Annotated in this window: 23 protein-coding genes; 15 read left to right on the top strand and 8 right to left on the bottom strand. The window is 58.7% G+C overall.

The annotated features are described in order from the left end of the window. The first annotated feature begins 36 nt into the window (after positions 1-36). Positions 37-1,233 (top strand): glycosyltransferase, encoded by a 1,197-nt coding sequence (locus tag AU182_RS11365; protein WP_193754333.1) that lies wholly within the window; start codon positions 37-39, stop codon positions 1,231-1,233. Here the strand turns inward: AU182_RS11365 and AU182_RS11360 are convergent. The 3 genes from AU182_RS11360 to AU182_RS11350 all read right to left on the bottom strand — a co-directional run bounded on the left by AU182_RS11360 (position 1,230) and on the right by AU182_RS11350 (position 3,919). Next, positions 1,230-1,826 carry an acyloxyacyl hydrolase gene (locus AU182_RS11360; RefSeq protein ID WP_082859385.1) on the bottom strand — a complete coding sequence of 199 codons (597 nt, stop codon included), beginning with the start codon at positions 1,824-1,826 and terminating at the stop codon, positions 1,230-1,232. The two genes, AU182_RS11365 and AU182_RS11360, sit on opposite strands and share 4 nt — an antisense overlap. Before the next feature lie 124 nt (positions 1,827-1,950). Further along, positions 1,951-3,102, bottom strand: a complete 1,152-nt coding sequence (locus tag AU182_RS11355; protein ID WP_066965083.1) for an RNA polymerase sigma factor RpoD/SigA — start codon at positions 3,100-3,102, stop codon at positions 1,951-1,953. A 340-nt stretch (positions 3,103-3,442) separates the two neighbouring features. Further along, a complete protein-coding gene (locus tag AU182_RS11350) occupies positions 3,443-3,919 on the bottom strand; it encodes a hypothetical protein (RefSeq protein WP_066965080.1) in 477 nt (158 codons plus the stop codon). 178 nt (positions 3,920-4,097) lie between these two features. Between AU182_RS11350 and AU182_RS11345 the strand changes: the two genes are divergently transcribed. Then, positions 4,098-4,436 carry a hypothetical protein gene (locus AU182_RS11345; RefSeq protein WP_066965077.1) on the top strand — a complete coding sequence of 113 codons (339 nt, stop codon included), beginning with the start codon at positions 4,098-4,100 and terminating at the stop codon, positions 4,434-4,436. Between the two features lie 145 nt (positions 4,437-4,581). On the opposite strand, the gene murQ is transcribed toward AU182_RS11345, so the two are convergent. The 5 genes from murQ to AU182_RS11320 all read right to left on the bottom strand — a co-directional run bounded on the left by murQ (position 4,582) and on the right by AU182_RS11320 (position 9,488). Next, positions 4,582-5,505, bottom strand: a complete 924-nt coding sequence (gene murQ / locus AU182_RS11340) for an N-acetylmuramic acid 6-phosphate etherase (RefSeq protein WP_066965074.1) — start codon at positions 5,503-5,505, stop codon at positions 4,582-4,584. 204 nt (positions 5,506-5,709) lie between these two features. Continuing rightward, positions 5,710-6,453 (bottom strand): YciK family oxidoreductase, encoded by a 744-nt coding sequence (locus AU182_RS11335; RefSeq protein ID WP_207003723.1) that lies wholly within the window; start codon positions 6,451-6,453, stop codon positions 5,710-5,712. 82 nt (positions 6,454-6,535) lie between these two features. Continuing rightward, a complete protein-coding gene (locus AU182_RS11330; RefSeq protein ID WP_066965068.1) occupies positions 6,536-7,204 on the bottom strand; it encodes an HAD family hydrolase in 669 nt (222 codons plus the stop codon). An 18-nt stretch (positions 7,205-7,222) separates the two neighbouring features. Then, complete coding sequence (ubiG, locus tag AU182_RS11325; RefSeq protein ID WP_066968001.1) at positions 7,223-7,927, bottom strand: bifunctional 2-polyprenyl-6-hydroxyphenol methylase/3-demethylubiquinol 3-O-methyltransferase UbiG; 705 nt, start codon at positions 7,925-7,927, stop codon at positions 7,223-7,225. 193 nt (positions 7,928-8,120) lie between these two features. Beyond that, on the bottom strand, positions 8,121-9,488 hold the full coding sequence (locus AU182_RS11320; protein WP_066965066.1) for a TRZ/ATZ family hydrolase: 1,368 nt from the start codon (positions 9,486-9,488) through the stop codon (positions 8,121-8,123). Positions 9,489-9,733: 245 nt separating this feature from the next. Here AU182_RS11320 and gyrA point away from each other — a divergent pair, with 245 nt between their 5' ends. The 13 genes from gyrA to AU182_RS11255 all read left to right on the top strand — a co-directional run bounded on the left by gyrA (position 9,734) and on the right by AU182_RS11255 (position 24,848). After that, the gene (gene gyrA / locus AU182_RS11315) at positions 9,734-12,316 is read left to right on the top strand and encodes a DNA gyrase subunit A (RefSeq protein WP_066965063.1); all 2,583 of its coding nucleotides are present in this window, start codon (positions 9,734-9,736) and stop codon (positions 12,314-12,316) included. A gap of 218 nt (positions 12,317-12,534) precedes the next feature. After that, the gene (gene serC / locus AU182_RS11310) at positions 12,535-13,614 is read left to right on the top strand and encodes a 3-phosphoserine/phosphohydroxythreonine transaminase (RefSeq protein ID WP_066965060.1); all 1,080 of its coding nucleotides are present in this window, start codon (positions 12,535-12,537) and stop codon (positions 13,612-13,614) included. A 43-nt stretch (positions 13,615-13,657) separates the two neighbouring features. Continuing rightward, complete coding sequence (gene pheA / locus AU182_RS11305) at positions 13,658-14,761, top strand: prephenate dehydratase (protein WP_066965058.1); 1,104 nt, start codon at positions 13,658-13,660, stop codon at positions 14,759-14,761. Beyond that, a complete protein-coding gene (locus tag AU182_RS11300; protein WP_066965054.1) occupies positions 14,762-17,035 on the top strand; it encodes a bifunctional prephenate dehydrogenase/3-phosphoshikimate 1-carboxyvinyltransferase in 2,274 nt (757 codons plus the stop codon). Positions 17,036-17,096: 61 nt separating this feature from the next. After that, on the top strand, positions 17,097-17,783 hold the full coding sequence (gene cmk / locus AU182_RS11295; RefSeq protein WP_082859384.1) for a (d)CMP kinase: 687 nt from the start codon (positions 17,097-17,099) through the stop codon (positions 17,781-17,783). Between the two features lie 180 nt (positions 17,784-17,963). Next, positions 17,964-19,643: a 30S ribosomal protein S1 gene (rpsA, locus tag AU182_RS11290; RefSeq protein WP_066965049.1), complete on the top strand. Its 1,680-nt coding sequence runs from the start codon at positions 17,964-17,966 to the stop codon at positions 19,641-19,643. 140 nt (positions 19,644-19,783) lie between these two features. Continuing rightward, positions 19,784-20,092 carry an integration host factor subunit beta gene (gene ihfB, locus AU182_RS11285; protein ID WP_066965045.1) on the top strand — a complete coding sequence of 103 codons (309 nt, stop codon included), beginning with the start codon at positions 19,784-19,786 and terminating at the stop codon, positions 20,090-20,092. 102 nt (positions 20,093-20,194) lie between these two features. Next, on the top strand, positions 20,195-20,503 hold the full coding sequence (locus AU182_RS11280; RefSeq protein ID WP_227718230.1) for a lipopolysaccharide assembly protein LapA domain-containing protein: 309 nt from the start codon (positions 20,195-20,197) through the stop codon (positions 20,501-20,503). A 1-nt stretch (position 20,504) separates the two neighbouring features. After that, the gene (gene lapB, locus AU182_RS11275) at positions 20,505-21,695 is read left to right on the top strand and encodes a lipopolysaccharide assembly protein LapB (RefSeq protein WP_066965041.1); all 1,191 of its coding nucleotides are present in this window, start codon (positions 20,505-20,507) and stop codon (positions 21,693-21,695) included. A gap of 53 nt (positions 21,696-21,748) precedes the next feature. Continuing rightward, positions 21,749-22,465 carry an orotidine-5'-phosphate decarboxylase gene (gene pyrF / locus AU182_RS11270; protein ID WP_082859383.1) on the top strand — a complete coding sequence of 239 codons (717 nt, stop codon included), beginning with the start codon at positions 21,749-21,751 and terminating at the stop codon, positions 22,463-22,465. 161 nt (positions 22,466-22,626) lie between these two features. After that, positions 22,627-22,923 (top strand): helix-hairpin-helix domain-containing protein, encoded by a 297-nt coding sequence (locus tag AU182_RS11265; protein ID WP_066965038.1) that lies wholly within the window; start codon positions 22,627-22,629, stop codon positions 22,921-22,923. 89 nt (positions 22,924-23,012) lie between these two features. Next, the gene (locus AU182_RS11260) at positions 23,013-23,954 is read left to right on the top strand and encodes an NAD-dependent epimerase/dehydratase family protein (RefSeq protein WP_066965034.1); all 942 of its coding nucleotides are present in this window, start codon (positions 23,013-23,015) and stop codon (positions 23,952-23,954) included. Then, positions 23,955-24,848 carry a glycosyltransferase family 4 protein gene (locus AU182_RS11255; protein ID WP_066965031.1) on the top strand — a complete coding sequence of 298 codons (894 nt, stop codon included), beginning with the start codon at positions 23,955-23,957 and terminating at the stop codon, positions 24,846-24,848. It begins immediately after the preceding gene. The last annotated feature ends 56 nt before the right edge of the window (positions 24,849-24,904 follow it).

The following is a 24,904-nucleotide window of genomic DNA, read 5'->3' as shown; positions in this document are numbered from 1 at the left end:
CCGGGGTTGCGGCGAATGAGCGAGGGCTTGTCAGATATGCGGATTGTTCAACTGGTGCCCACAATGGATGCGGGGGAACTCGCGCAGGAGGCGTTGGAGTTTGCGCAGGAGCTGTCCCGGCAGGGGCTGGACTCGGTGGTAATTTCTTCCGGCGGTCCGCAGGTTTCTCGTCTGACCTTGCACAAGTGCCAGCATTTCGAGTTGCCGCTGCATCCGTCAAAACTGTTCAATGGTGCACTGCATCGAAAACTGCGCCGACTACTCGAATCACTGCGGGCCGATATTCTGTTGTGCCGTGGTCCCCAGTGTGCCTGGCACGGTGTGCGGGTATTGAAGCGGCTCAATCCGCAACAGCGCCCCCGTCTGGTGACCAGTGTGCACCAATGGCCGGTAAACGGGTTGCTGCGCGGGCGGCGGGCCAATCCGGCGCTGCTGCAGGGCGAGCTGGTGCTGGCGGCGTCAGACTCCCTCGGGCAGCACATTGCGCGGCGCTATGGTGTAAAAGGTGCCAAGGCTGCCAGCGTGCAGCAGCACACAACGCCGCCTGCAGTGGAGCCGGTGCGCACGCTCTACCGTGGGGTAAACACCCGTGAGTTGGATAAAAATGCACCGGTATCCGGGCACTGGCACCACCGACTGCTGAACGACTTTCCTCAATTGGAGGGGCGCAACTGGCTGCTGCTGCCTGCGCCCATCGGGCCGGGCAGGGGGCAGGAGCAGTTCCTTGAAGTCCTGGCGGCACTGAAGCCCGAACGGCCGGATATTTTTGGTCTGATTGTGGGCGGCGTGGTGCCGGGGCAGGAGAAGTTTGCGCGCGCCCTGGAACACCGTGCCGAGTCCATGGGGCTTGCGGAGCACGTATTGTTTCTTGGGGAGCGCCGCGACATGCGCGAACTGTACGCCAGCGCGCGGATTACCTTCGACCTGGTGGGTGACCGCGGCAAGGTGGCGCCTTCCAGTGGTCGCACAGTGGCGGAGTCGCTGGCCATGGGGTGTCCGGCAATCGCTGCCAGTGGCACTGGTGTAGAGCTACTGCAGCGGTGTTTCCCCCAGGGGGTTGTGATGCCGCGGGACGGGGAGAACCCTGCTGCCGGCGCAGCGGTGGATCGTCTTGTTGAGGTCGCCAGAGCGGTGCTCGAACATCCGCGGCCCATCGAATTTTCGGGGTTCAGTCTTGCGGAAACGACGTCGTGCGCGGTGCGCTGGTTCGACGAGCTTCAGGCCGGGCGTTAAAACCGGGTGTGCCAGTTCAACGAGGCAAAATCGAACCCCGGATTGGGGGTGTTGGTGTAGCCGTTGGAGAAATGGCTATAGCGCAGGGAAATCGTATTGCCACTTTGCAGGGTGTAGCCCCCGGCGAAGTGCAGGGAAAAATTCAGGTTGGTCGATAGGTCGATGGCACCGAAGCTGCGCTCGGTCAGGTAGGCGGCTCCGACCCCCACTTCGCCAAACAACCCCTCGGCCTCCCGGCGGGGGTACCAGCGCAGCACAGGCTTCAACTCCCAGATATGCTGCTTCTGATCTTTTCCGCGATAGTCGCGCCACATGTAGCTGTAGCTGACCTGCGCCCACCACTGGAAACGGTGATTGCTGGGGTAATCGTAAAATTGATAGGACCAGTTGGCGCCGACCATATCGGAGCCGGCGATGGATTTCTGTTGAATCAGTGCGCTGCCCAGCCCCTTGCCGCCGCTCAGGATCAATTCATGGGCGCCTTCTTTCAGCCAGCCCTCCGCAAGTGCGGCGGGAGACACTGTGGTGCCGATTGTGAAGAGCAGGGGAAGCAGGCACTTGAGCAGTGCAGCGGTCACGCGGGGTAAGGGCATAATGCAGTCGCCAGTTTTCGCTATTAGAGGCTGGTCAATGCAAGGTTAGTCGGATTTATGGCGAAGGCAAGCCGGGCAACGATGTGCCCGGCTGGCGTCAGTGTTGCCCGTCAGGGCAGGGGATTCATCGCCATTGGCGTTTCAGTTGTCTCAGAGCGTCGGAGTGCAACTGCCGCGCGCGCTCCTGGCTGAGCCCCAGCTGCTCGCCGATGACCCGAAACGAGCAATCGCGATCCGAGATCAGTCCATAACGCAGGCTTAGCACTGTACGTTGCCGTGGCGGCAGCCTGGCCACGGCATCCCTGAGGCGCTGTGCCAGCTCCTGATTCGATACCAGTTCGTCGGTGTTGAACAACTCGTTGGCCGGCGCGTAGTCGAGCCGTGTGCTGTTCTGGTCGTCGGAGATGGGATCGTCCAGCGAACCGGTCGGGCCGGGCAGCTTCAGCAGGCTTTGAACGCGCTCCAGATCGAGCCCGGTCTGCTTGGCAATATTGTCATCGGACGCTGGCAGGCCTTCCGCCCGCACCTGGTTGATGGCGCGGTATATATTCCTCAGATCGTCCTGCACATTGGCCGGTTGGCGCACCATGTCGTCGTTGCGGCGCAGTGTGAGCTGAATTTCCTGTTGAATCCACCAGTAGGCGTAGGTGGAAAACCGATAGCCCATCTGTGGTTTGAAGCGCTCGATGGCCTTCATCAGGCCCACGTTGCCTTCCTGAATCAAATCGATAAATGGCACCGATGGGTTTCGGAAGCGCTTGGCGATCGCGATGACCAGACGCAGATTGCACTGAATCAGCTTCTTGCGCTGCGCCTTGAAGCGCTTCATCAGGTTTTGCAGGGAGCTGCGGTCGCGCTGAGAGATCTTGCCGGTTTCCAGTAGTTCGTTTGCCTTGGCAATGATCAGGCCGTGGTCGTAGGCTCCGGTGCTCCCGCGTTGCTCTACCCCTTCACTGCGCAGATCCACCAGGGTGATGCCGCGTTTTTGCAGCAGGGCAATAATCTTGTCTTCCAACTCTCGCAGGAGGCAAGTGGTGGTGTGCTCATCTTCCGGGGTGAGGAGGTCAAGTCGGTACAGATGCTTGAGGTAGTTCTGCATCGGCGTGCTGACATTTTCCGCCAGAGAGTCACTGGATGAAGCCTCCTCCTCAGGTACCTCCGTGCGAGCCTGTATGGGTTGCTCGGGGTCTTCCTGTGAGAAGTTCTCCCCGGTCAGATTGTTGCTATTTTCCTTCAGCCATTCGTCATCCCTGGAGTTGATATTTACTCGGGACAAAGTCTGAACCTTATGTTTGTGGCAGTGCGGTGTCGTCGCTCGACCGCCTGCCTGCCGTTGAATCACCGGCGTTGTCCTTTCGCAGGATCGGGGCATGGCGTACAAATTGCCATGCGAACAAGTTGACTATAGATGATGGTTGAACGGCGCGCCTGTTAAAGGCCGACTCATGGGTTTTTTGTCGTTTACGGGCGTGGAAGAGCGGAAAACAAGGGCAGTTTTAGAGTGATATGGCGCTAGAAGAATCTGTGTCAGAGGCTGCGGTTATAACCGGAGAGGCATGGTTATAACCGGCCTGAACCTGATGGTGGCGGGGGGGGGACAGCGACAGGGTAGTGGTTTACTTCACCCGCTTCACGCGCAAGGAGCGCCCACCGGTAGTTTTGCGCATGAAAAACGAACCCAGTGCGCCGCGTTCCAGGGTGACTTGCTCGCCGCCACGCCAGATGCTGCGGTTGCTATCTGTCTGGCGCCACACCTGGCCGTTGTCGAGGGTAAAGATGAATTTGCCATGGGCGCCTTCTTTGGCGCTCGTAATGGTGGCGGAAATCGATTCCGGTGCGTTTTCGATGACCTGCTTTTGCTCCTGGCCGAATTGCCGCTCAGCATGCTGTTTTAAACTGCCCGACAATTTGTCGTAACAGGCGAGACGTTTGTTATCGTCGTCGAACTGGCTGCACTGCTGCAACTGTTCCGCCAGGGTTGTGGCCGAGGTTGGCAGCGCCAGGGAGGCGAGCAGGGCAAGCGATGCCGCGCGTACGATGCGCAGGCCTGTCAGAGACCGCGCGGGGCAAGCTGGGATGGTGGTTTTTCTCATAATGTCAGTTCCGGTCGGTGAGTCCTCAAATTTTGCCCCACAAGCGAGCGCCATACAATTCAAATTGAGTTACTGGTCACATTTCCCCTTCGTGCTGCGTGGAAGAATGTCTGTGCTAGCGCATAGAAAAATAATCATCAAACATAACGATATAACAACACACTGTCAGGGGTTGGAAATGAAGAAACTTGTAATTCCCGCCATTGCCATCGCTGCGATTGGCGGCTACCTGTACTACACCAATCTGGATAACACCGCACCTGAGGCGGTGACCGCGGAGGAATCCATTGCGGAAGCGGTGGAATCTGCCGTTGCCGAGGCAAAGGAAACCGGTGCTAAGGTGGCGGACTCCACAGAGGCCATGATGGCGTCTGTGGAAGGCGATGTATTCGCGGATGTGCCGGAAGCCATGGGCGACGCAATGGAAGAAACGACTGAAGCCGTTGAGGCCTCTGCCGACGACGTGGAAGATGTGATGGACGAGGTGGCGGACGAGATCGACCACGCAGATGAGTAAGCTCTGATCGCTCTACGCGCTTGGCCCGTGTATGGGGTTTGATACGAGCCAGTCAGTGGGTGGCGACGATCATCCGTAAAGCGTAAAAAAATACCCGGGGAACCCGGGTATTTTTTTGCCCCTTTTCCCGCTTTATTTATCCGCTTTATCCTCGACCCAGATTCTGCAGGGCACGCCGTAAAAAACCGTCGGCCTTGTCCAGCTCCGCTTCTGCCTCCGCCTGTTCGAGCCCACTCAGGATCATCATGATGGCAAGTTTGGCATTGTGATCGCAGCGCGCCAGTACCTGGTCGGCCTCTTCGTAGTTTACCCCGGTTGCTTCCATGACTATCCGGCGGGTTCGATCGACAAGCTTCTGGTTTGTTGCTTTCACATCGACCATCAGGTTGTAAAAACTTTTGCCGGTGCGAATCATGCTGGCGGTAGTGATCATATTCAGTACCAGCTTTTGTGCGGTGCCCGCCTTCATGCGCGTTGAGCCGGTGAGCACCTCGGGGCCGACTTCGGGGAGTATCGCAATATCCGCTTCTTCTGCGATGGTCGCCGATTTATTGCAGGCCAGCGCCACTGTTGTGCACCCCAGGCTGCGGGCGTAGCGCAGGCCGCCGGTGACGTAAGGCGTGCGGCCGCTGGCGGCAATGCCGACGACCACATCATGGGGCTGCAATGCAATTGCCCGCAAGTCCGCCTCTCCCAGCTCGGGGTCATCTTCCGCGCCTTCTTGTGCCCGGTGTACGGCGGCTTCGCCGCCGGCGATCAGCGGAATCACCATGCCTTCGGGGACGCCGTAGGTGGGCGGGCATTCCACGGCGTCCAGCAGGCCGATGCGGCCGCTGGTGCCTGCGCCCATGTAGACCAGCCGCCCGCCGGATTTGAATGCAGCCACAACCGCATCCACGGCCCGGGCGATCTCAGGCAGCACCTGACGCACCACCGCGGGTACACCGCTGTCCGCGTCGTTGATTTTTTCCAATATGCCAAGGGTGGGGAGCAGGTCGATATCCTGCGTATCCGGATTGCGGGATTCGCTGGCCAGGGCACCGAGTTCGTTGGTGAGTGACGTTTTCATATCCCCCTCGCCAGTCGGGCGTGCTGTGAAAGCCGCTGTGATGTCCAGGGCGTGGCAGTGTGGCGCAGCGTAGCGTGACGCGGACGCGTAGCCGGCCTCGGAAAGTGTAATCAGGGGGGCGGTGTACCACCACCTGGCTCCCCAGCGGGGGCAGGCGGCGGTCACGGAAGGTGGGGTAGAGCGGGGCCGCGACGGTGTGCGCGCTTAGCCCTGCGCGTTGAACTGCTTGCCGTTCACACCGATGCTGTCGTCGCCCATCAGGTACAGGTAGGTGGGCATGATGTCTTCCGGCGCAGCGACGGTCTGCGGGTCTTCCGCAGGGTAGGCGGCCGCGCGCATATTGGTGCGTGTGGCGCCCGGGTTGATGCTGTTGGCGCGGATATTGGAAACGCCTTCTACCTCGTCGGCGAGTACCTGCATCATGCCTTCGGTGGCAAACTTGGAGACCGAGTAGGCGCCCCAGTAGGCGCGCCCTTTGAGGCCCACGCCGGAGCCGGTAAAAATCACCGATGCTGCCTTGGATTGCTCCAGCAGTGGCATCATCGCCTTGGTCAGGCCGAAGGCGGCGTTGACGTTGATCTGCATTACCTGCTGCCAGGTGGCGTAATGGTAATTTGCGATGGGAGTGCGCTGGCCCAGGACACCTGCATTGTGCAGCAGGCCGTCGAGGCGGCCGAATTCCTGGTCGACCCCTTGCGCCAGGTATTCCAGCTCTTCCCATTTCACGCTGGTCAGGTCTACCGGCAGGATTGCTGGCTTGGCACCGCCGGCGGATTCAATTTCGTCGTAGACCGCTTCCAGTTTGGGTACGGTGCGTCCCAGCAAGATGACCGTGGCACCGTGGGCTGCGTAGGTTTTGGCGGCGACCCGGCCAATACCGTCGCCGGCGCCGGTGACGAGAATGATTTTATCGTTGAGTAAGTCCGCCGGTGCGGCGTAGTCGGTGATGGTTTCAGACATCAGTAGTCGAGCTCGTTTCAGTGGTCGTGGTTGCGGGTGTGGTTGCGGGTGTGGATCAGCCGGGAGCTGCCTACGTATTTTTCAGGTATTGCTGCTGCAGCAGCGGCCAGATTTCGCTGGCGTCATGAATGAGGTGGTCGGCATTCCAGTTGGCCGGGTCGTCATCACTGTCGATGTAGCCATAGCTACAGGCGATGGTGGGCATGCCGGCCGCGCGCCCGGCCATGATATCGCGCTCATGATCACCCACGTATACGGCTTCGCCGGGGGCGCAACCGATGCGGCTGCAGGCGAGTAAAATGGGCTCGGGGTCGGGTTTGCGATGGGTGACGTCATCGGGGCAGATGACGGCGCCGGGTGTCGGCAGGTGCGCAAACGCCTGCAACAGTGGAATGGTGTAGGCCGATGGCTTGTTGGTGACCACACCCCAGGCAATGCTGTGCTCCGCCAGTTGATTCAAAAGCGTCTCGATCCCGGGGAAGGGCACGGTGTGTTTGGCCAGGTGCATCAGGTACAGGTCGAGCAGGCGCTGACGCAATTCATCGAATCCGGCCTCGCCTTCGTCGACGCCAAAGCCGAGGCGGACCATGGCGCGAGCGCCATTGGAGACCACCTCGCGAATGGTGGCATCGGCCAGGGGGGTCAGTTTTTCTTGCTGGCGCAGCTGATTGAGCACCACCACGAAGTCCGGGGCGGTGTCGAACAGAGTGCCGTCGAGGTCGAAGAGTACAGCTTTCATCAATAGGAACTTCTGGCGTTATTCTGCAGGTCGAGTGGTGTGCATCAGGTAGTTGACGTCGACGTCCCTCGGGTTGAGTTTGTACTGCTTGGTGAGGGGATTGTAGGTCATACCGGTGATGTCGCGGGTGCGCAGGTCGGCCTGGCGCACCCAGCCGCCAAGCTCCGACGGGCGAATGAATTTTCCGTATTCGTGGGTGCCCTTGGGCAGCAGGCGCAGCACGTATTCGGCCCCAACCACGGCAAACAGCCAGCCTTTGGGCGTGCGGTTGATGGTGGAGAAGAACACGTGGCCACCGGGTTTGACCAGTTTGGCGCAGGCGCGGATGACAGAAGCCGGGTCGGGTACGTGTTCGAGCATCTCCAGGCAGGTGATGATGTCGAAGCTGGCGGGTTGTTTTTCCGCCAGCTCCTCGACCGGAACGCGCAGGTAGTCGATCTGCACGCCGCTTTCCAGCGCATGCAGCTTGGCGACATTCAACGGCGCTTCACCCAGGTCGATGCCGGTCACGTGGGCACCGCGTTGCGCCATGGCTTCCGCCAGAATACCGCCGCCGCAGCCCACGTCCAGCAGGGTTTTGCCGGCTACGGGGGCGCGCTGGTCAATATAGTTGGCGCGTAGGGGGTTGATCTCGTGCAGGGGTTTGAATTCACCCTGCTGGTCCCACCAGCGGCTGGCCAGTTGTTCAAATTTGGCGATTTCCGCCGGATCTACGTTGGTCATTTGGGCCTTGTCATGGTTGTGGGGTCCGTTTTGCCCACCTGCACTGGCGCCGTCGCTCCCGGTAACCGTTTCCGGGACACGCCGTGACCCCATCCATGGGGGCTCGGCTGCGGCCGTCCTGGCCGCAGACGGTCCCGGAAACGGTTACCGGGAGCGCCAGCTTCAATTCTTGGTGTCTAACTTCGTTATCAGCCTAGCTCGTGCGACCGGCGATTCTATCACGCCAGCTCGCAGCTCGTTGCTTCAGTTCTTCTTCGTTAAGGGTCGCGAGTTTCCGGTCCTTCAAAAGCTGCTTGCCAGCGACCCACACATTGCGCACGTGGTGACCATTGGTGGTGTAAATCAGCTGCGACAGCGGGTCGTGCAGCGGTTGCTGCTCGAGCGCGCTGAGGTCGATGGCGCAGAGGTCTGCCGCCTTGCCTACCTCGAGGCTGCCGGTAATGTCATCCAGTCCGAGGGCGCGGGCGCCGTTGATGGTGGCCATGGCCAGGGCCTGGTGAGCGGGCAGGGCGTCCGCCTGGCCAGAGATGGCCTTGGCCAGCAGGGCGGCGGTATTGGTCTCTGCCAGCATGTCCTGGCCATTGTTGCTGGCGGCACCATCGGTGCCGATGGACACGTTGACGCCCGCGTCCAGCAGTTTTGCCACCGGGCTGAAACCGGAAGCAAGCTTGAGGTTGGAGCGTGGACAGTGACTGACATGGGCGCCGGTGGTTTGCAGTAGGGCGATATCACTGTCGTCCAGAGCGGTCATGTGGACACAGAGAAATTGTGGCGACAGCAGTCCGAGGTTGTGCAGCCGCTGTATGGGGCGCACGCCGGATTCGGCGATTGCTTTGTCGACCTCGCCGGCCGTCTCGTGCAGGTGCATTTGCACCGACATCCCCAGTTCGTCGGCGTAGATGGCGATTTTCCGGAGGGTCTCGTCGCCCACGGTGTAGGGGGCGTGGGGCGCAAAAGCGAGGCCGATGCGGCTGTGGGAGCGGTAGTCGTCGCGTATTGCCAGGCCTTTTTCCAGGGCGTCGTCGCCGTTCCTGGACCAGTTGTTCGGGAAATCGATCACCGGGAAGGCGATCTGGGCACGCATACCGGTGTCGCGGGCGACTGCGGCGGTGGCCTCGGGGAAGAAGTACTGGTCAGAAAACGTGGTGGTGCCGCTGCGCAGCATTTCCGCCATCGCCAGGCGGGTACCATCGGCGACAAACTCGGGGCTGACCCATTGCTGCTCCATCGGCCAGATGTGCTTCTCCAGCCAGGTCATCAGGGGTTTGTCATCGGCATAACCGCGCAACAGGGTCATGGCGGCGTGGTTGTGGGTGTTAATCAGACCGGGGATCAGCAGTTGATCGCCCAGTTGGTGCTCTTCACTCGCCGCGAAGCGCAGGCGGGCCTCGGTGCTGGGGAGGATGGCGGTGATGGTGCCATCGTTAATGGCCAGTGAGCAGTGTTCATACACGCGCTTTTCCGGCACCACCGGGATTATCCAGCGTGCGTGAATCAGGGTGTCTACGGACTGTTTTTTGTTCGATTTTTGAGCGGTGTCGCTGGAATTGGGGGTGTCCATTGTGTGTTTTTTGTTCCGAAGCAAAGCCGCAGACTTTAGCGGCGCATGGCGCCGTGAACAAGTCCGCACAAGTCGTCCTACGCGGCGCCAGTTGTGGTAGAATCGCCCGCTTGTTTGGGGCTGTGACCAGTGAGCCCTACTTGTTTCCCGGCCTTTGGCTACAGCGCTCGTTAGTGGGCGTGTCACCAGGGGTGAAGAGGGGCCAGCCCTTGCTGGCGGCGTTAACGATAAGGAATGCCTGAAATATGGGCGAAATAGCCAAAGAAATTTCTCCGATCAATATCGAAGAAGAGCTGAAGCAGTCCTATCTCGACTATGCGATGAGCGTGATTGTGGGCCGTGCGTTGCCGGATGTGCGCGACGGACTCAAGCCGGTACACCGTCGTGTGCTTTTCGCCATGAACGAACTCAAGAACGACTGGAACAAGCCCTACAAAAAGTCTGCCCGTGTGGTGGGTGATGTGATCGGTAAGTACCACCCGCACGGTGACAGTGCGGTATACGACACCATCGTGCGTATGGCCCAGCCGTTCTCCCTGCGCTATATGCTGGTGGACGGTCAGGGTAACTTCGGTTCCATCGACGGCGATAGCGCCGCCGCCATGCGTTACACCGAAATCCGTATGGACAAGCTCGCGCACGAGCTGCTGTCGGATTTGGATAAAGAAACGGTCAACTTCGTCGACAACTACGATGGCTCCGAGCAGATGCCGGAAGTGCTGCCATCGCGGGTACCGAACCTGCTGGTCAACGGCTCCTCTGGTATTGCCGTGGGCATGGCCACCAATATCCCGCCGCACAATATGACGGAAGTGGTGCGCGGCTGCCTGGCGCTGATCGATAACAGCGAGCTGTCGATTGACGAGCTGATGGAATACATCCCCGGCCCGGATTTCCCCACCGGGGCGATCATCAATGGTCGCGCTGGTATTCTCATGGCCTACCGTACCGGTCGCGGGCGGATCTATATCCGGGCCAAGGCAGAAGTGCTGCGCGATGACAAAACCAATCGCGAAACCATCGTTATCCATGAAATTCCTTACCAGCTGAACAAGGCGCGACTGATCGAGCGCATTGCCGAGCTGGTGAAAGAGAAGAAGATCGAAGGTATTTCCGAACTGCGCGACGAGTCCGATAAAGACGGCTTGCGCGTGGTAATCGAGTTGAAGCGCGGTGAGCTGGGTGATGTGGTTCTGAACAACCTCTACGCCCAGACTCAGCTGGAGAGCGTGTTCGGTATCAACATGGTGGCGCTGGTGGATGGCCAGCCCAAGCTGTTGAACCTGAAGCAGCTGCTGGAATACTTCATTCGTCACCGTCAGGAAGTGGTGACCCGCCGCACCGTGTTCCTGCTGCGCAAAGCGCGCGAGCGTGGGCATATTCTGGAAGGCCTGGCGATTGCCATCTCCAACATCGACCCGGTGATCGAGCTGATCAAGGCGTCTGCGACCCCCGCCGAGGCCCGTGAAGCACTGCTTGCCAAGGGCTGGCCCGTGGGTGAGGTGGAGCAGTTCCTGGAGCGTGCGGGTGCCGATGCTTGTCGTCCGGACGACCTGCCGAAAGAATTCGGGCTGCGCGACGGCGCCTACTACCTGTCTCCGGCCCAGGCCCAGGCGATCCTCGAGCTGCGCCTTCACCGTCTTACCGGCATGGAGCACGATAAGCTGCTGGCGGAATACAGTGAGCGCCTGGAGCAGATCGCTGAGTACCTGGAAATTCTCGGCAGCCCGGAACGCCTGATGCAGGTGATCCGCGAAGAGCTGGAAGTACTGGAAAAAGAGTACGGCGATGAGCGTCGCACCGATATCGTGGCTTCCCGTCAGGACCTTTCCGTCGAAGACCTGATCACCCCGGAAGACAAGGTAGTTACCATCTCCCACGGTGGTTACGCCAAGAGCCAGCCGCTGGCCGACTACCAGGCCCAGCGCCGTGGCGGCATGGGCAAATCGGCCACCCAGGTAAAAGACGAAGACTTCGTCGAGCACCTGCTGATTGCCAACTCGCACGACACCATTCTTTGCTTCTCCAACAAGGGCAAGGTGTACTGGCTGAAGGTGTATGAAGTGCCGACCGCCGGTCGCGCTTCCCGTGGTCGCCCAATGGTGAATATGTTGCCGTTGGAAGAGGATGAGCGCATCAGCAGCCTGATGCCGGTGTCCGAGTACGATGAAGACCACTTTATTTTCTTCGCTACCGCCAACGGTACCGTGAAGAAAACCCCGCTCACCGCGTTCTCCCGTCCGCGCAGCGTTGGCTTGCGTGCGATCGAGCTGGAAGAAGGGGATCGCCTGGTGGCAACCGCGATTACCGACGGCAGCCGCGATGTGCTGCTGTTGACCAGCGCCGGCAAGGCGGCCCGCTTTGCGGAAGAGAATGTGCGCTCCATGGGGCGTGTGTCGCGCGGTGTGCGCGGTATTCGCATGGCCGATGATGTGTACGTGATCGCAATGGTTATCCCGGAAGAGGGTGGCTCGGTGATGATGGTCACCGAAAAGGGGTACGGCAAACGTACCGACACCGCAGATTTCCCCACCAAGGGCCGTGGTACCCAGGGCGTGATTGCCATTGCCGAAAGCGAGCGCAATGGTTCGCTGGTCGGGGCCTGTCAGGTGCATCCCGGGGAGGAGATCATGCTGATTTCCGATCAGGGAACCCTGGTGCGGACGCGGGTTGACGAGGTTTCTGTACTCGGGCGCAACACCCAGGGGGTTCGCGTGATCCGCTTGAAGGAGAACGAGAAGCTGGTAGGGCTGGCGCGCATTCAGGAAACCGAGGATCCCGAGGGTGAAGACGGTGAAGCGACCGCAGATGGCGCTGTCGAGGAGTAACGTCTGAACGCTCTTTAGCTCAAAAAAGGCTGCGAATTATCGCGGCCTTTTTTGACTTTGCGGCGGTCTGGTGAGCGGTTGGCGAAAGATCTGTAATCGAGAGGGGGAGAAACGAGGTTCGTGTATCTCGCCTTTCTGGATTGTGCCAAAGATTTCATCCGGCCACCTAAAAACCGTGGTATTGAATCGAAAGTTGTTTTCTCTGTGGAAGTGAATCAATGAGAAAGTTTAATTTCTGTGCGGGACCTGCGGCGTTACCCGAACCGGTACTGCGCCAGGCGCAGGAAGAGTTGCTGGACTGGCAGGGCGTGGGTTGCTCGGTGATGGAGGTAAGCCATCGCTCGCCGGAGTTCACCACGGTGGCGGAGGAGGCGGAACAGGATCTCAGGGATCTGTTGAGCATTCCCGGCAATTACCGGGTGCTGTTCTTGCAGGGTGGTGCCACCGGTCAGTTCAGTGCCATTCCCTGGAACCTTTTGGGTGGCGAGCGCAAAAGCGCGGACTATATCCACACCGGTCAGTGGGCAGAAAAAGCCATCAAGGAAGCGCGCCGTTACGGTACCGTGAATATTGTCGCTTCCTCCGAGGACCGGAACTTCTCCTATGCCCCGGCGGCGGATGCCTGGGAAGAGAGTCCGGATGCGGCGTATTTTCACTATACGCCGAATGAAACCATCGGCGGTGTCGAGTTTCCCTACATTCCGGAAGTGCACAGCCCGCTGGTTGCGGATATGTCGTCGACCATTCTTTCGCAACCCATCCCGGTCGATAAGTTCGGGTTTATCTATGCGGGGGCCCAGAAAAACATTGGTCCGTCTGGTATTGCGGTGGGCATCGTGCGTGACGATCTGCTGGATCAGGCGCTCCCGAATATTCCGCGCAGCCTGAGCTGGAAGGTGGCTGCCGACGGCCAGTCAATGGACAACACGCCGCCCACCTTTGCCTGGTACCTGTCTGGTCTGGTGTTCAAATGGCTGAAGGCCCAGGGTGGGGTCGAAGCGATGGCGGCGCTGAGCCTGCAGAAGTCCCAGCTGCTGTATGACTTCCTCGATCGCAGTGATTTCTATTCGAGCCCCGTGGCCGTGGACAGTCGCTCGCGCATGAATGTGCCGTTTGTGCTGGCGGATGACAGCCTCGACAAAGTGTTCCTGAAAGAATCGGAAGAAGCGGGGCTGCTGGCACTCAAGGGGCACCGTTCCGTCGGAGGTATGCGTGCTTCCCTCTACAACGCGGTTCCGCTTGAGGCCGTGGAGGCGCTGGTCGCCTTTATGGCGGATTTTGAGCGTCGCAATGGATAGCCCCGAGCGATTGGGGTCTGAGTTACGAATTTAGGCGAGAGTTATGTCTGAAGATAAACCAAAGCAGGATGGGCGCCTGCTGGCGTTACGCGATCGCATCGACAGTCTCGATAGCGATATTGCACGGCTGATTTCCGAGCGTGCCAACTGTGCACTGGAAGTGGCGGAAGTCAAAAAAAGTAACGGGGAAAACGCGCAGTATTACCGCCCCGAGCGCGAGGCGCAGGTGCTCCGTCGCGCGATGGAGCGCAATCCGGGGCCGCTGACCAATGAAGAAATGGCGCGGCTGTTTCGCGAGATCATGTCCGCTTGTCTCGCCCTGGAAGAGCCGGTGAAAGTGGCGTATCTGGGGCCCGAAGGCACCTTTACGCAGCAGGCTGCCCTCAAGCATTTCGGTCACTCAGCGGTTTCCAAGCCGCTGGCGGCGATCGATGAGGTGTTCCGTGAGGTGGAGGCCGGCGCGGTCAATTATGGCGTGGTGCCGGTGGAGAACTCCACCGAGGGTGTGGTCAATCACACCCTGGACAATTTCATGACCTCCAACCTGCAAATCTGCGGGGAGGTGGAATTGCGGATTCACCAGCACCTGATGATTTCCGACATTACTCGCGAAGATTCCATTACGCGCATTTATTCCCATGCCCAGAGCCTGGCCCAATGCCGCAAGTGGCTGGATTCCTATTACCCGAATGTGGAACGTGTGGCGGTTGCCAGTAATGCGGAAGCTGCCAAGCGCGTGAAGGGAGAATGGAACGCGGCGGCCATTGCCGGCGACATGGCCGCGGAGTTGTACGGTCTGAAAGTCCTCAATGAAAAAATTGAAGACCGACCAGATAATTCCACGCGCTTCCTGATTATTGGCTCGCAAGCGGTTCCCGCCAGTGGTGACGACAAGACCTCCCTGATGGTTTCCATGCGCAACGAACCCGGCGCGTTGCACGATCTGTTGGTGCCATTCCAGACCCACAAAATCGATCTGACCCGGGTTGAGACACGCCCTGCCCAGACGGGCAACTGGACGTACGTTTTCTTTATCGACTTTGTCGGCCATCGCGACAGCGAAAATGTTGCTGCCGCGCTGCAGGATGTCGGCGCCTGTGCATCGGACATGAAAGTGCTGGGATCCTACCCGCGCGGAGTTTTGTAGATGGCGCAAGAAGGGAAATGCAGCGGGCAGGATGCCTCAGAACCCCTGATTGGGCGTTTGGTGATTGTCGGTATTGGCTTGATTGGCGGGAGTCTCGCGCTCGCGCTCAAGGCCGCCAGCGCTTGCCGTAAAGTGATCGGTGTGGCGCGTCGTGCGCAAACCTGCACCCAGGCAGTGGCGCTCGGTGTTGTCGATCGTGCGGTAACGGATATCGGTGAAATTGTCGGGGAGCTGGAAGCGGGAGATGTCGTCTTCGTCTCTGTTCCGACCCTCGCCGTGGAGGCGATATTTTCCCAGCTCAAGGATCGTCTACCCGCGGGTGTCACCTTGACCGATGGCGCCAGTGTCAAAGGGAGCGTGATCACCGCAGCAAGGAATATCTGGGGGTGCGTGCCCGAGTTTCTGGTGCCCGGCCACCCGATTGCCGGGTCCGAGCAGAGTGGCGTGAGTGCGGCCAGGGATGACCTGTATATCGCGCACCGTATTATCCTGACACCGGATGAAAACACCGGGCTGGAACATGCCCGCCGCATCCAGGCGATGTGGGAGGCCGTGGGTGCCGAGGTGTTGAGCATGCCTGTGGCGGAGCACGATGAAGTGCTTGCGGCAACCAGCCATCTGCCCCACGTGATTGCCTATGGCCTCGTGGATACCCTGGCGCACGATGCGGAAAACGAGAATATCTTTCGCTATGCCGCTGGCGGCTTTCGCGATTTTACCCGCATCGCCTCCAGTGACCCCGTTATGTGGCGAGATATTATGCTCGCCAATCGCGATGCGATCCTGAAATCCATCGACCTCTACACTTCCAACCTGGATTCACTGCGCAATGCCATTGCCAGCGGCGACAGTGAGCACCTGATGGGAGTCTTTACCCGAGCCAAGGCGGCGCGGGATCACTTCACTAAAATGCTGGCCAAAAAAGCGTATACGGAAACTATGCAAGCAAAGGAAGTAACTTTTGTCGCCCAGCCGGGTGGCTCAGTAAACGGCGACCTGCGGGTGCCCGGTGACAAATCCATGTCGCACCGCTCGATCATGCTGGGCTCACTGGCAGAGGGCGTCACCGAAGTGGAAGGGTTTCTGGAAGGCGAGGACGCGTTAGCGACCCTGCAATCCTTCCGCGATATGGGAGTGGTGATTGAGGGGCCGGTCAATGGCCGGGTCACGATCCATGGTGTTGGCATGCACGGCCTGCAAGCGCCGCCTGGCCCGCTCTACGTTGGCAATTCTGGTACCTCCATGCGCCTGCTTGCGGGCCTGCTGGCCGGTCAGCAATTCGATTCGGTACTCACCGGAGATGAATCCCTGTCCAAGCGACCGATGAACCGCGTTGCCAACCCGTTGCGTGAAATGGGTGCGGTGGTGGAAACCGGTGAAGAGGGGCGTCCACCGCTCAAGATCAAAGGTGGCAGTCAGCTGAAGGCTGTTGATTACACGCTGCCGATGGCCAGTGCCCAGGTGAAATCCTGCGTGTTGCTGGCCGGCCTCTATGCGGACGGTGAAACCAGCACTACAGAGCCTGCCCCCACACGCGATCACACCGAACGTATGCTGTCTGGCTTTGGTTACGAGGTGTTGCGGGATGGGCCGCGCGCAAGCCTGAAAGGTGGCGGTAAGCTGACGGCCTGCCAGATTGATGTGCCAGCGGATATTTCTTCGGCCACGTTCTTTATGGTGGCGGCTTCCATTGCGCCAGGTTCCGATGTCCTGTTGCAGCACGTGGGAATTAACCCGACGCGCGATGGTGCCATCAATATCCTGCGTGCGATGGGGGCAGATATCACCCTGCAGAATCGGCGTGAAGTGGGTGGTGAGCCAGTGGCAGACATTCGCGTGCGGTACGCTCCGCTGAAGGGAATCAATATCCCCGAAGATCAGGTGCCCCTGGCTATTGATGAGTTCCCGGCAATTTTCGTTGCCGCCTCCTGCGCGGAAGGTAAAACGGTCCTGACCGGCGCTGAAGAGCTGCGGGTAAAGGAAAGTGACCGCATCCAGGCCATGGCCGACGGCCTGCAGATTCTGGGCGTCGACGCAGAGCCGACTGCGGACGGTATTGTCATTCAGGGCAAGGGCGGAAACGGTGAGGGTGCCGTCTTTGGCGGCGGGGTTGTGGACAGCCTCGGTGATCATCGCATCGCCATGTCCTTTGCGGTGGCGGCGCTGCGCGCCAGCGCTGACATTCAGATCCTTCACTGTGCCAATGTAGCGACGTCGTTCCCGAACTTTGCCGAACTGGCGACCGGTGCGGGAATGAAACTGGTGGTGCGCTGAGCGCGCTACCATCCTATACAGGCTACCCAAACACAACGAACGCAAGCAGTACCAATTAGTAATGACTCAAGCAATGAACAAGCCCCCGGTAGTTACCATCGATGGGCCAAGTGGTTCCGGCAAGGGCACCATCGCCAAGTTGCTGGCGGACCGGCTGGGCTATGCCCTGCTCGATTCCGGGGCGCTTTACCGGCTGACAGCGCTGGCGGCACTCAATGCGGCGGTGAACCTGGAGGATGAAGCCAGATTGGCAGATATCGCCAGTAACCTGGATATCCGCTTTGCGATTGCTGGCGGCGAAGTGGCTGCAATGCTGGAGGGGCAGGATGTCAGCCGGGATATCCGCATGGAGCAGGTGAGCATGGCGGCCTCAAAGGTGGCGGCCGTGCCTGCGGTACGTGAGGCGCTTTTGCAGCGCCAGCGGGATTTCCGTGCCGCTCCTGGTCTGGTGGCCGACGGGCGTGACATGGGCACCACCGTGTTCCCTGACGCGCCGGTCAAGATCTTCCTCACCGCCAGTGCGGAAGAGCGCGCCCGCCGCCGCTTCGATCAGTTGCAGGGCAGGGGGGTTTCTGTTAGCCTCCGCGACCTGCTGGAGGACATCCGCGCCCGGGACGACCGGGATATGAACCGCGCAGCCTCCCCGCTGGCCCCGGCCGACGACGCCGTGGTGCTGGACAGCACGGACATCGACATAGACGGTGTTCTGCAAAAAGTGCTCGAACTGGTACAAAAGCGTATCGGTTGAGCCAGACTGGAAACAGCTTTCCAGCAATTAGATTTTTAACAACGACGGCCGGGATCAGCCAGAATCGCCCGGCCGTTGTTGTAATCCGACCCGCGTACTGGCAGCGCGGTGGGATCTCTACTGGCGGCTAACTAGACTCTAAAGTTGCTATCGGTAGGATCCATTTATATAGGTAATGTAATGAGCGAGAGCTTTGCTGAACTATTTGAAGAGAGCCTGAAAAGCGTCGAAATGGCACCGGGCGCCATCGTCACCGGTGTTGTCATCGACGTTGATAAAGACTGGGTAACCGTACACGCGGGCCTGAAGTCTGAAGGCGTTATCCCTGCGGACCAGTTCAAGAATGACAAAGGTGAAGTGGAACTGCAGGTGGGCGACGAAGTACAGGTTGCCCTGGAAGCGGTAGAAGACGGTTTCGGTGAAACCCGTCTGTCCCGTGAGAAAGCCAAGCGCGCTGAAGCCTGGAAAATCCTCGACGCTGCACACGCTGCAGACGAAGTGGTTAAGGGTGTTATCAGCGGCAAGGTTAAGGGTGGCTTTACTGTTGACGTTGCCAACATCCGCGCATTCCTGCCGGGTTCTCTGGTAGACGTTCGTCCGGTTCGCGACACCGCGCACCTGGAAGGCAAAGAGCTCGACTTCAAAGTGATCAAGCTGGACGCCAAGCGCAACAACGTTGTTGTTTCCCGTCGCGCCGTGATGGAAGCCGCCAACAGCGAAGAGCGTGAAGCCCTGCTGGCCAGCCTGCAAGAAGGCATGGCGATCAAAGGTATCGTGAAGAACCTGACCGACTACGGTGCTTTCGTAGACCTGGGCGGTATCGACGGCCTGCTGCACATCACCGATATGGCTTGGAAGCGCATCAAGCATCCGAGCGAGATCGTGAACGTTGGCGACGAAATCGAAGTAAAAGTACTGAAGTTCGACCGCGAGCGCAGCCGTGTATCCCTGGGCCTGAAGCAGCTGGGCGAGGATCCTTGGGTATCCATCAAGCAGCGTTACCCGGAAAACAGCCGCGTGAAGGCTGTGATCACCAACCTGACCGACTACGGCTGCTTCGCCGAGCTGGAAGAAGGTGTGGAAGGTCTGGTACACGTTTCCGAAATGGATTGGACCAACAAGAACATTCACCCGTCCAAAGTTGTCAACGTTGGCGACGAGGTCGAGGTAATGATTCTGGATATCGACGAAGAGCGTCGTCGTATCTCCCTGGGTATCAAGCAGTGCCAGGAAAACCCGTGGGATGCCTTCGCGCGTAAATTCGCTAAAGGCGACAAGATCTCCGGTAAGATCAAGTCCATCACCGACTTCGGTATCTTCATCGGCCTGGACGGCAGCATCGACGGTCTGGTTCACCTGTCCGACATCTCCTGGAACGAAGCTGGCGAAGACGCCGTGCGTAAGTTCAAGAAAGGTGACGAGCTGGAAACCGTTATCCTGGGTATCGACTCCGACCGCGAGCGTATCTCCCTGGGTATCAAGCAGCTGGAATCCGATCCCTTCTCTGACTACGTGGCCAACAACGATCGCGGCAGCATCGTAATGGGTACCATCAAAGAAGTTGATGCCAAGCAAGCCATCATCACCCTGGCGGACGAAGTGGAAGGCGTACTGCGCGCTTCCGAAATCAGCCGCGACAAGGTTGAAGACGCTCGCAATGCCCTGAAAGAAGGCGAAGAGATTGAGACCAAGATCACCAGCGTGGATCGCAAGAACCGCGTGATCAGCCTCTCCATCAAAGCCAAGGATCAGGATGACGAGAAGCAGGCCATCAAGGATCACAGCAAGAAGCAAGCTGAACAGGTTCAGCCGGCGACCATTGGTGACCTGATCAAGGCGCAAATGAATAACAAGGACTGATAAGACCTTGTTATTAAAAGCTTCGATTCAATGAGTTGAAGCTATGCGAAAGCCGGACTGGGGTTGCCCAGTCCGGCTTTCTATTAGATGATTGCCGCTATTCCAGAATAATCAATGACTTAGAAAGGATTGCGGACCGCATGACCAAGTCTGAACTGATCGAGAAGATTGCTCTGAGGTTGGATCAGCTGCCGGTAAAGGATGTGGAGCTGGCGGTGAAAGTCATGCTGGACACCATGTCAGGTGTGCTGGCGGAAGGAGAGCGGATCGAAATCCGGGGTTTTGGCAGCTTTTCCCTGCATTACCGTGCGCCGAGAACCGGCCGCAACCCTAAAACCGGTGATTCCGTTGAACTGGCGGGCAAATATGTGCCTCACTTCAAACCGGGGAAAGAACTCAGGGACAGAGTAAATCAGCAAATGCATCGCGATGAGTATGAAGACGCATAAGTGTCGCCTGAATATCGGGTTGCTTGTGCTGAGCTGATGGCAGTGGGCTAACACTGTAACGGACTTAACGATTTTTCACTCCTTCCGGAGCCGGAGGTTTACTTGTCATTTCTGCGCTGGATATCGCGATTGTTATTTGGGGTGCTGGCACTGGTTTGCATCGCCCTGGGTGTCTATTTTGCGGTCGATAACCCTGAAAGTATTACGCCTCGCTTCGCCGGGTACGATTTGTTTCCGGGCAGTGTCGGCTTCTGGCTGATCGGCTTTCTACTTATCGGTGCTTTGCTGGGTTTTCTGGCCAGTTTGCTGCCTTACTGGACCGAGCGGCGACGGGTAAAGGGGCTGGAGCGCCAACTGCTGCGGACCGAACGCGAACTTCATACGGTGCGCCGCCAGGTTGCCGGAGAATGAGTTGAGCGACCTGACGTTTTTTATTTTCATTTTTGCCGCCATCGGTATTGGCTGGTATCTCGGTCGCAAGAGTGGCAAAAAGAAAGGTGCTAAAAATAATCAGCACCAGGCGCTCGCGCAGTCCTATGCGCAGGGCCTGAATTACCTTCTCAGTGAGCGCCACAACGACGCCATCGAAAAGTTTATCGATGCGTTGGAGGTCAGCAGCGCCACCTTCGAGACTCACCTGGCCCTCGGCAACCTGCTGCGCAAGCGCGGCGAGTATGATCAGGCCATCCGGGTGCATCAAAACCTGCTTGCGCGTCCGAGCCTGAATCGTATCAGTCAGCAAAAGGCACAACTGGAGCTGGCCCGGGACTATATTGCGGCTGGCTGGTTGGATCGTGCCGAGCGTCTGCTGCAGGAGCTGGTCGAAACGTCCTCCGAATTGCGCAGCACCAGTCTCGAATATCTGGTAGAGGTCTATCGGGATGAGCGAGAGTGGGCCAAGGCGATTCATGCGGTCAATCTGTTGCATGGGCGCCGCTTCAAGCGTCTTCCTGAAGAGTGGGCGCCAGTGCAGGCGCACTTTTGCTGCGAGCTGGCGGAAGAAGCCATCAATGGCAAAGATTACCTCAGTGCACGCAAGCATATTGATGCTGCATTGGGTTACGACCGCCATTCGGTGCGTGCCAACCTGTTGCTCGGCCGTCTGGAGCACTTGCTTGGGCACTCCAGGGAGGCGATCAAGGTTCTGGAGCGGATTCCGCGTCAGAGCCCGGATTATATTCCGGAAATTCTTGAGCTTTTGATTACTTGTTACGAGGCGCTGGGTGACGAGAGTGGCCTGGTGGCTTATCTGGAGCGTCTCCTCAAGGAGCACCCCTCAAACAGTGTTCTTATTGCCCTGACCGAGCGCATTCATCAGCAGCAAAGCGAAGCGGATGCGGCGGCCTTTATCGGCAAGCAACTGGCGATTCGGCCGTCTTTGCGCGGACTCGGGCATTTTCTGGACCTGCATGTCGACAGCACCCAGGGTCGCGCCCGTGAGAATCTGTTTCTCCTGAAAAACCTGATTGACCAGCTGATTGCCAGCCGTCCCCATTACCGTTGTAACAGCTGCGGGTTTTCCGGCAACCAGCTGCATTGGCTTTGCCCCAGCTGCAAGCGTTGGGATAGCGTGCGCTCCGTCAAGGGCATCGAAGGCGAGTAATCGCCGGTTGCGCACGCTGCCGTTTCTTCTTTTCTTTAATTTTGAGGTGTTCATTGACTGACTCTGTATCTTCCCCGGTAATCGTGGCGCTGGATTACGATACGGCAGAAGCAGCCTTGGCAATGGCTGCGCAGCTGGATCCTGCGGTGTGTCGTGTCAAAGTTGGCAAGGAGCTGTTTACCATTGCCGGACCGGATCTGGTGCGCAGCTTGGTGCAATCCGGTTTCCAGGTGTTCCTGGATCTGAAATTCCACGACATCCCCAATACGGTCGCCGCTGCGGTGCGTGCGGCAGCCAACCTCGGTGTGTGGATGGTCAATGTGCATGCCAGTGGCGGGGAGCGGATGATGCGCGCTGCCGCAGATGCGCTGGCCCCTCTCGGCGTAAACCGTCCACTACTGATTGGGGTGACCGTACTGACCAGCACCGCGGAGGATGAGTTGGCCCCCGTGGGTGTGAACAGGCCACTGAAGGAGCAGGTGGTGGCGCTGGCCGAACTGGCGAAAGTCAGTGGGCTGGACGGCGTAGTATGTTCGGCGCAGGAAGCGGAAGCGCTAAAAGCAGCATGTGGTTCTGAGTTCAAGCTGGTAACACCGGGCATCCGACCGGCCGGCGCGGACGCTGGCGACCAGCGCAGAATTGTCACTCCGGTAGATGCATTGCGTAATGGGTCCGATTACCTGGTGATTGGCCGCCCCATTACTGCAGCGGAAGATCCGGCTGCAGCACTGAGAGCGATTGTGCGCGATATTGAAAAGCCGTCTGCATAATACGTGCGTGCCAGTTTGTGACGGGCTGTATGTGTGTGTAATGGCGTGTAACGGCAGATCGCTTAAATTCAGGGAAATAACTGGTAAAGTCGCACGCGCATGGGGAGGTTTGTGGTCCCACGGAGTGAAGACTACCTGTTAACCAATAAAAGGATTTTGCCATGAATTTTTTTCGATTCCCGCTCACTGCACTGTTTGCCGTTTTTCTGTTACTGGCTAATGCTCAGTTGGCCAGCGCAGACGAAGTGGTCACGCAGGAGCAGGTTCAGGTAAACCTGAATACGGCGAGCGCGGAGGAGTTGTCTGCCTCGCTGGAGGGTGTCGGTCCCGCGAAAGCAGAGCTGATCGTGAAGTACCGTGAATCCATCGGTGAATTTTCCAGCGTAGACCAGCTGCTGGAGGTCAAGGGTATCGGGCTGGCCACGCTTGAGAAAAACAAGGATCGTATTCAGCTGTAGGTATTTGAAAAGGCAGCGCTTCGGCGCTGTCTTTTTTTTGATGGCGTGCGCAATGCGTGCCCGAAGATTGAGAGGTCAAGAATCGCAAGATGCGGTGGGTGGTAATTGGAAGTTCCGGCTATATAGGCTCGGCGTTGTGCGGTTATCTGGTGAGTGCCGGAGTCCCGGTGCTGTCCATTTCCCGTCACGCGTCTGGCCCGTCCCACTGTGATCATCACCAGAACACTGCCTTTGATGCTGCTTCGTTCTCCGGTCTGTTTGAGCCTGGCGACATTGTGGTCTATGCGGCAGGCTTGGCGTCGCCGCGAGATTGCTATCGCAGGCCCGAGCTGGCGCGCCGTCTGAATTGCACCTTGCCGGAAGCGTTACTGAAGCTGGCAGAGGCTGCAGAAGTCGAGCAGTTTTTATACCTGTCCAGTATCAAGGCGGTAATGGCGCCTGCAGGAGAGGTAGTGACGGAAGAGGGCGGTGTGCCGGCAACGGACCCATATGGGGCCAGCAAGTGGCATGCAGAACGGTTGCTGCTTGCCTGCGCTGGCAAAACCCGTGTCAACGTATTGCGCCCCGCGGCCGTTTATGGAGATTGTGGAGTTGTCGTTGCTGACTCATCCGCTACTGGCGCTTTGCCCTCCAAGCGTGCCATTTCACTGAGGTCCCGGCTTCGCGCCTGGTGCTCGCTGTTGCCAATTGTCCCGGCGACCGGGTACCGCAGCGTCGTAGCGCTGGAGGATCTGCTGGCGGCGATCTTGGCCGTCGGCCGATCGGAGTGTCGGGGAGAAACCTTTGTTGTCGCCGAGCCAGGGTATTACAACCTGGCGCTGGTTGGTGCCGCAGCCAGTGGGCGGCGGGTAGTAAGCAGTCAGCTGTTTGCGGATCTGCTGCTACTGCCGTTTAGGTTTTTGTCATTTTTGGGTGTTAAGACAGGTTTTGTTGATCTGCAGCGTAGCGAGATTTATAGTGCGCAGCGCCTGAAAAGGCGGCTCAACTGGCAGCCGCTACAGCGATACGATCAATTCCTGGGGGAGGGTTAGATGAGCGGACTCCTCGGGAGCTGGTTGGTACCAATAATTGTGGGATTTGCTGTCACCACATCCGTTTTGTGGTTGCTGCTGACGCGCCTCGGCCAGTTGGCGCTGGACACGCCAAACCATCGTTCCCTGCATGAAGCCCCGGTGCCGCGCACTGGTGGTTGGGCCGTGATTTCCGGTGTGGCAGTCGGGTTATTGGTTGGCCCGCTACCCATCTCGCCGCCGATCGGTTTGGCATTTGTTGCGCTGTTTTCGATCTCTCTGTTCGACGATCTCCGCCCCCTGAATGCTAGAAGCCGGTTTAGTGTCCATTGTCTGTCCGTCTTGCTGGTGTTGTATGGCCTGACGCCGGAGTTGGCTCATTGGCTGGTGTGGATTCCTCTGGTAATTGGGGGTATCTGGACGATCAACCTGTACAACTTTATGGACGGGATGGACGGTTTCGCCGGCAGCATGACGACGATCGGTTTTGCTGCACTGGGGTTAATTAGTTTCTGGGGCGGCGCCTTTGAGTTGGCGGGTGTATGTTTGCTGCTGGCGTCCTGTAGTGTCGTTTTCTTGTACTACAATTGGCCGCAGGCGCGAATTTTTCTTGGGGATGCAGGGTCGACCAGCATCGGCTTGGCGGCTTTTGCCATCGGGCTCAGTGGCTGGCAGCAGGGGGCATTCCACTGGTTGGTACCACTGTTGATTTTTTGTCCGTTCTGGCTGGATGCAACGGCCACGCTGATGCTGCGGATGGTGAGAGGGGAGCGCTGGTGGGAGGCGCATCGCCAGCACCTTTATCAGCAGATGGCCTTGAAATACGGTGTAAAGACGTCGCTGCTTATCGAGTTGGTCGTGATGCTGAGCACGTCATTGCTGGCGGTACTTCTGGTAGTATCCGGGTTGCTGTGAAGGTCCCACGGGATGGGCAGAATTTACTGGGGTAGTAAATAAATCAAAAGGATTCG

Origin of the sequence: Microbulbifer sp. Q7 (assembly GCF_001639145.1) — a bacterium.
Taxonomy (GTDB): domain Bacteria; phylum Pseudomonadota; class Gammaproteobacteria; order Pseudomonadales; family Cellvibrionaceae; genus Microbulbifer.
The sequence above is the reverse complement of the archived record's forward strand: the minus strand, read 5'-3'. Positions and strand labels throughout refer to the sequence as shown.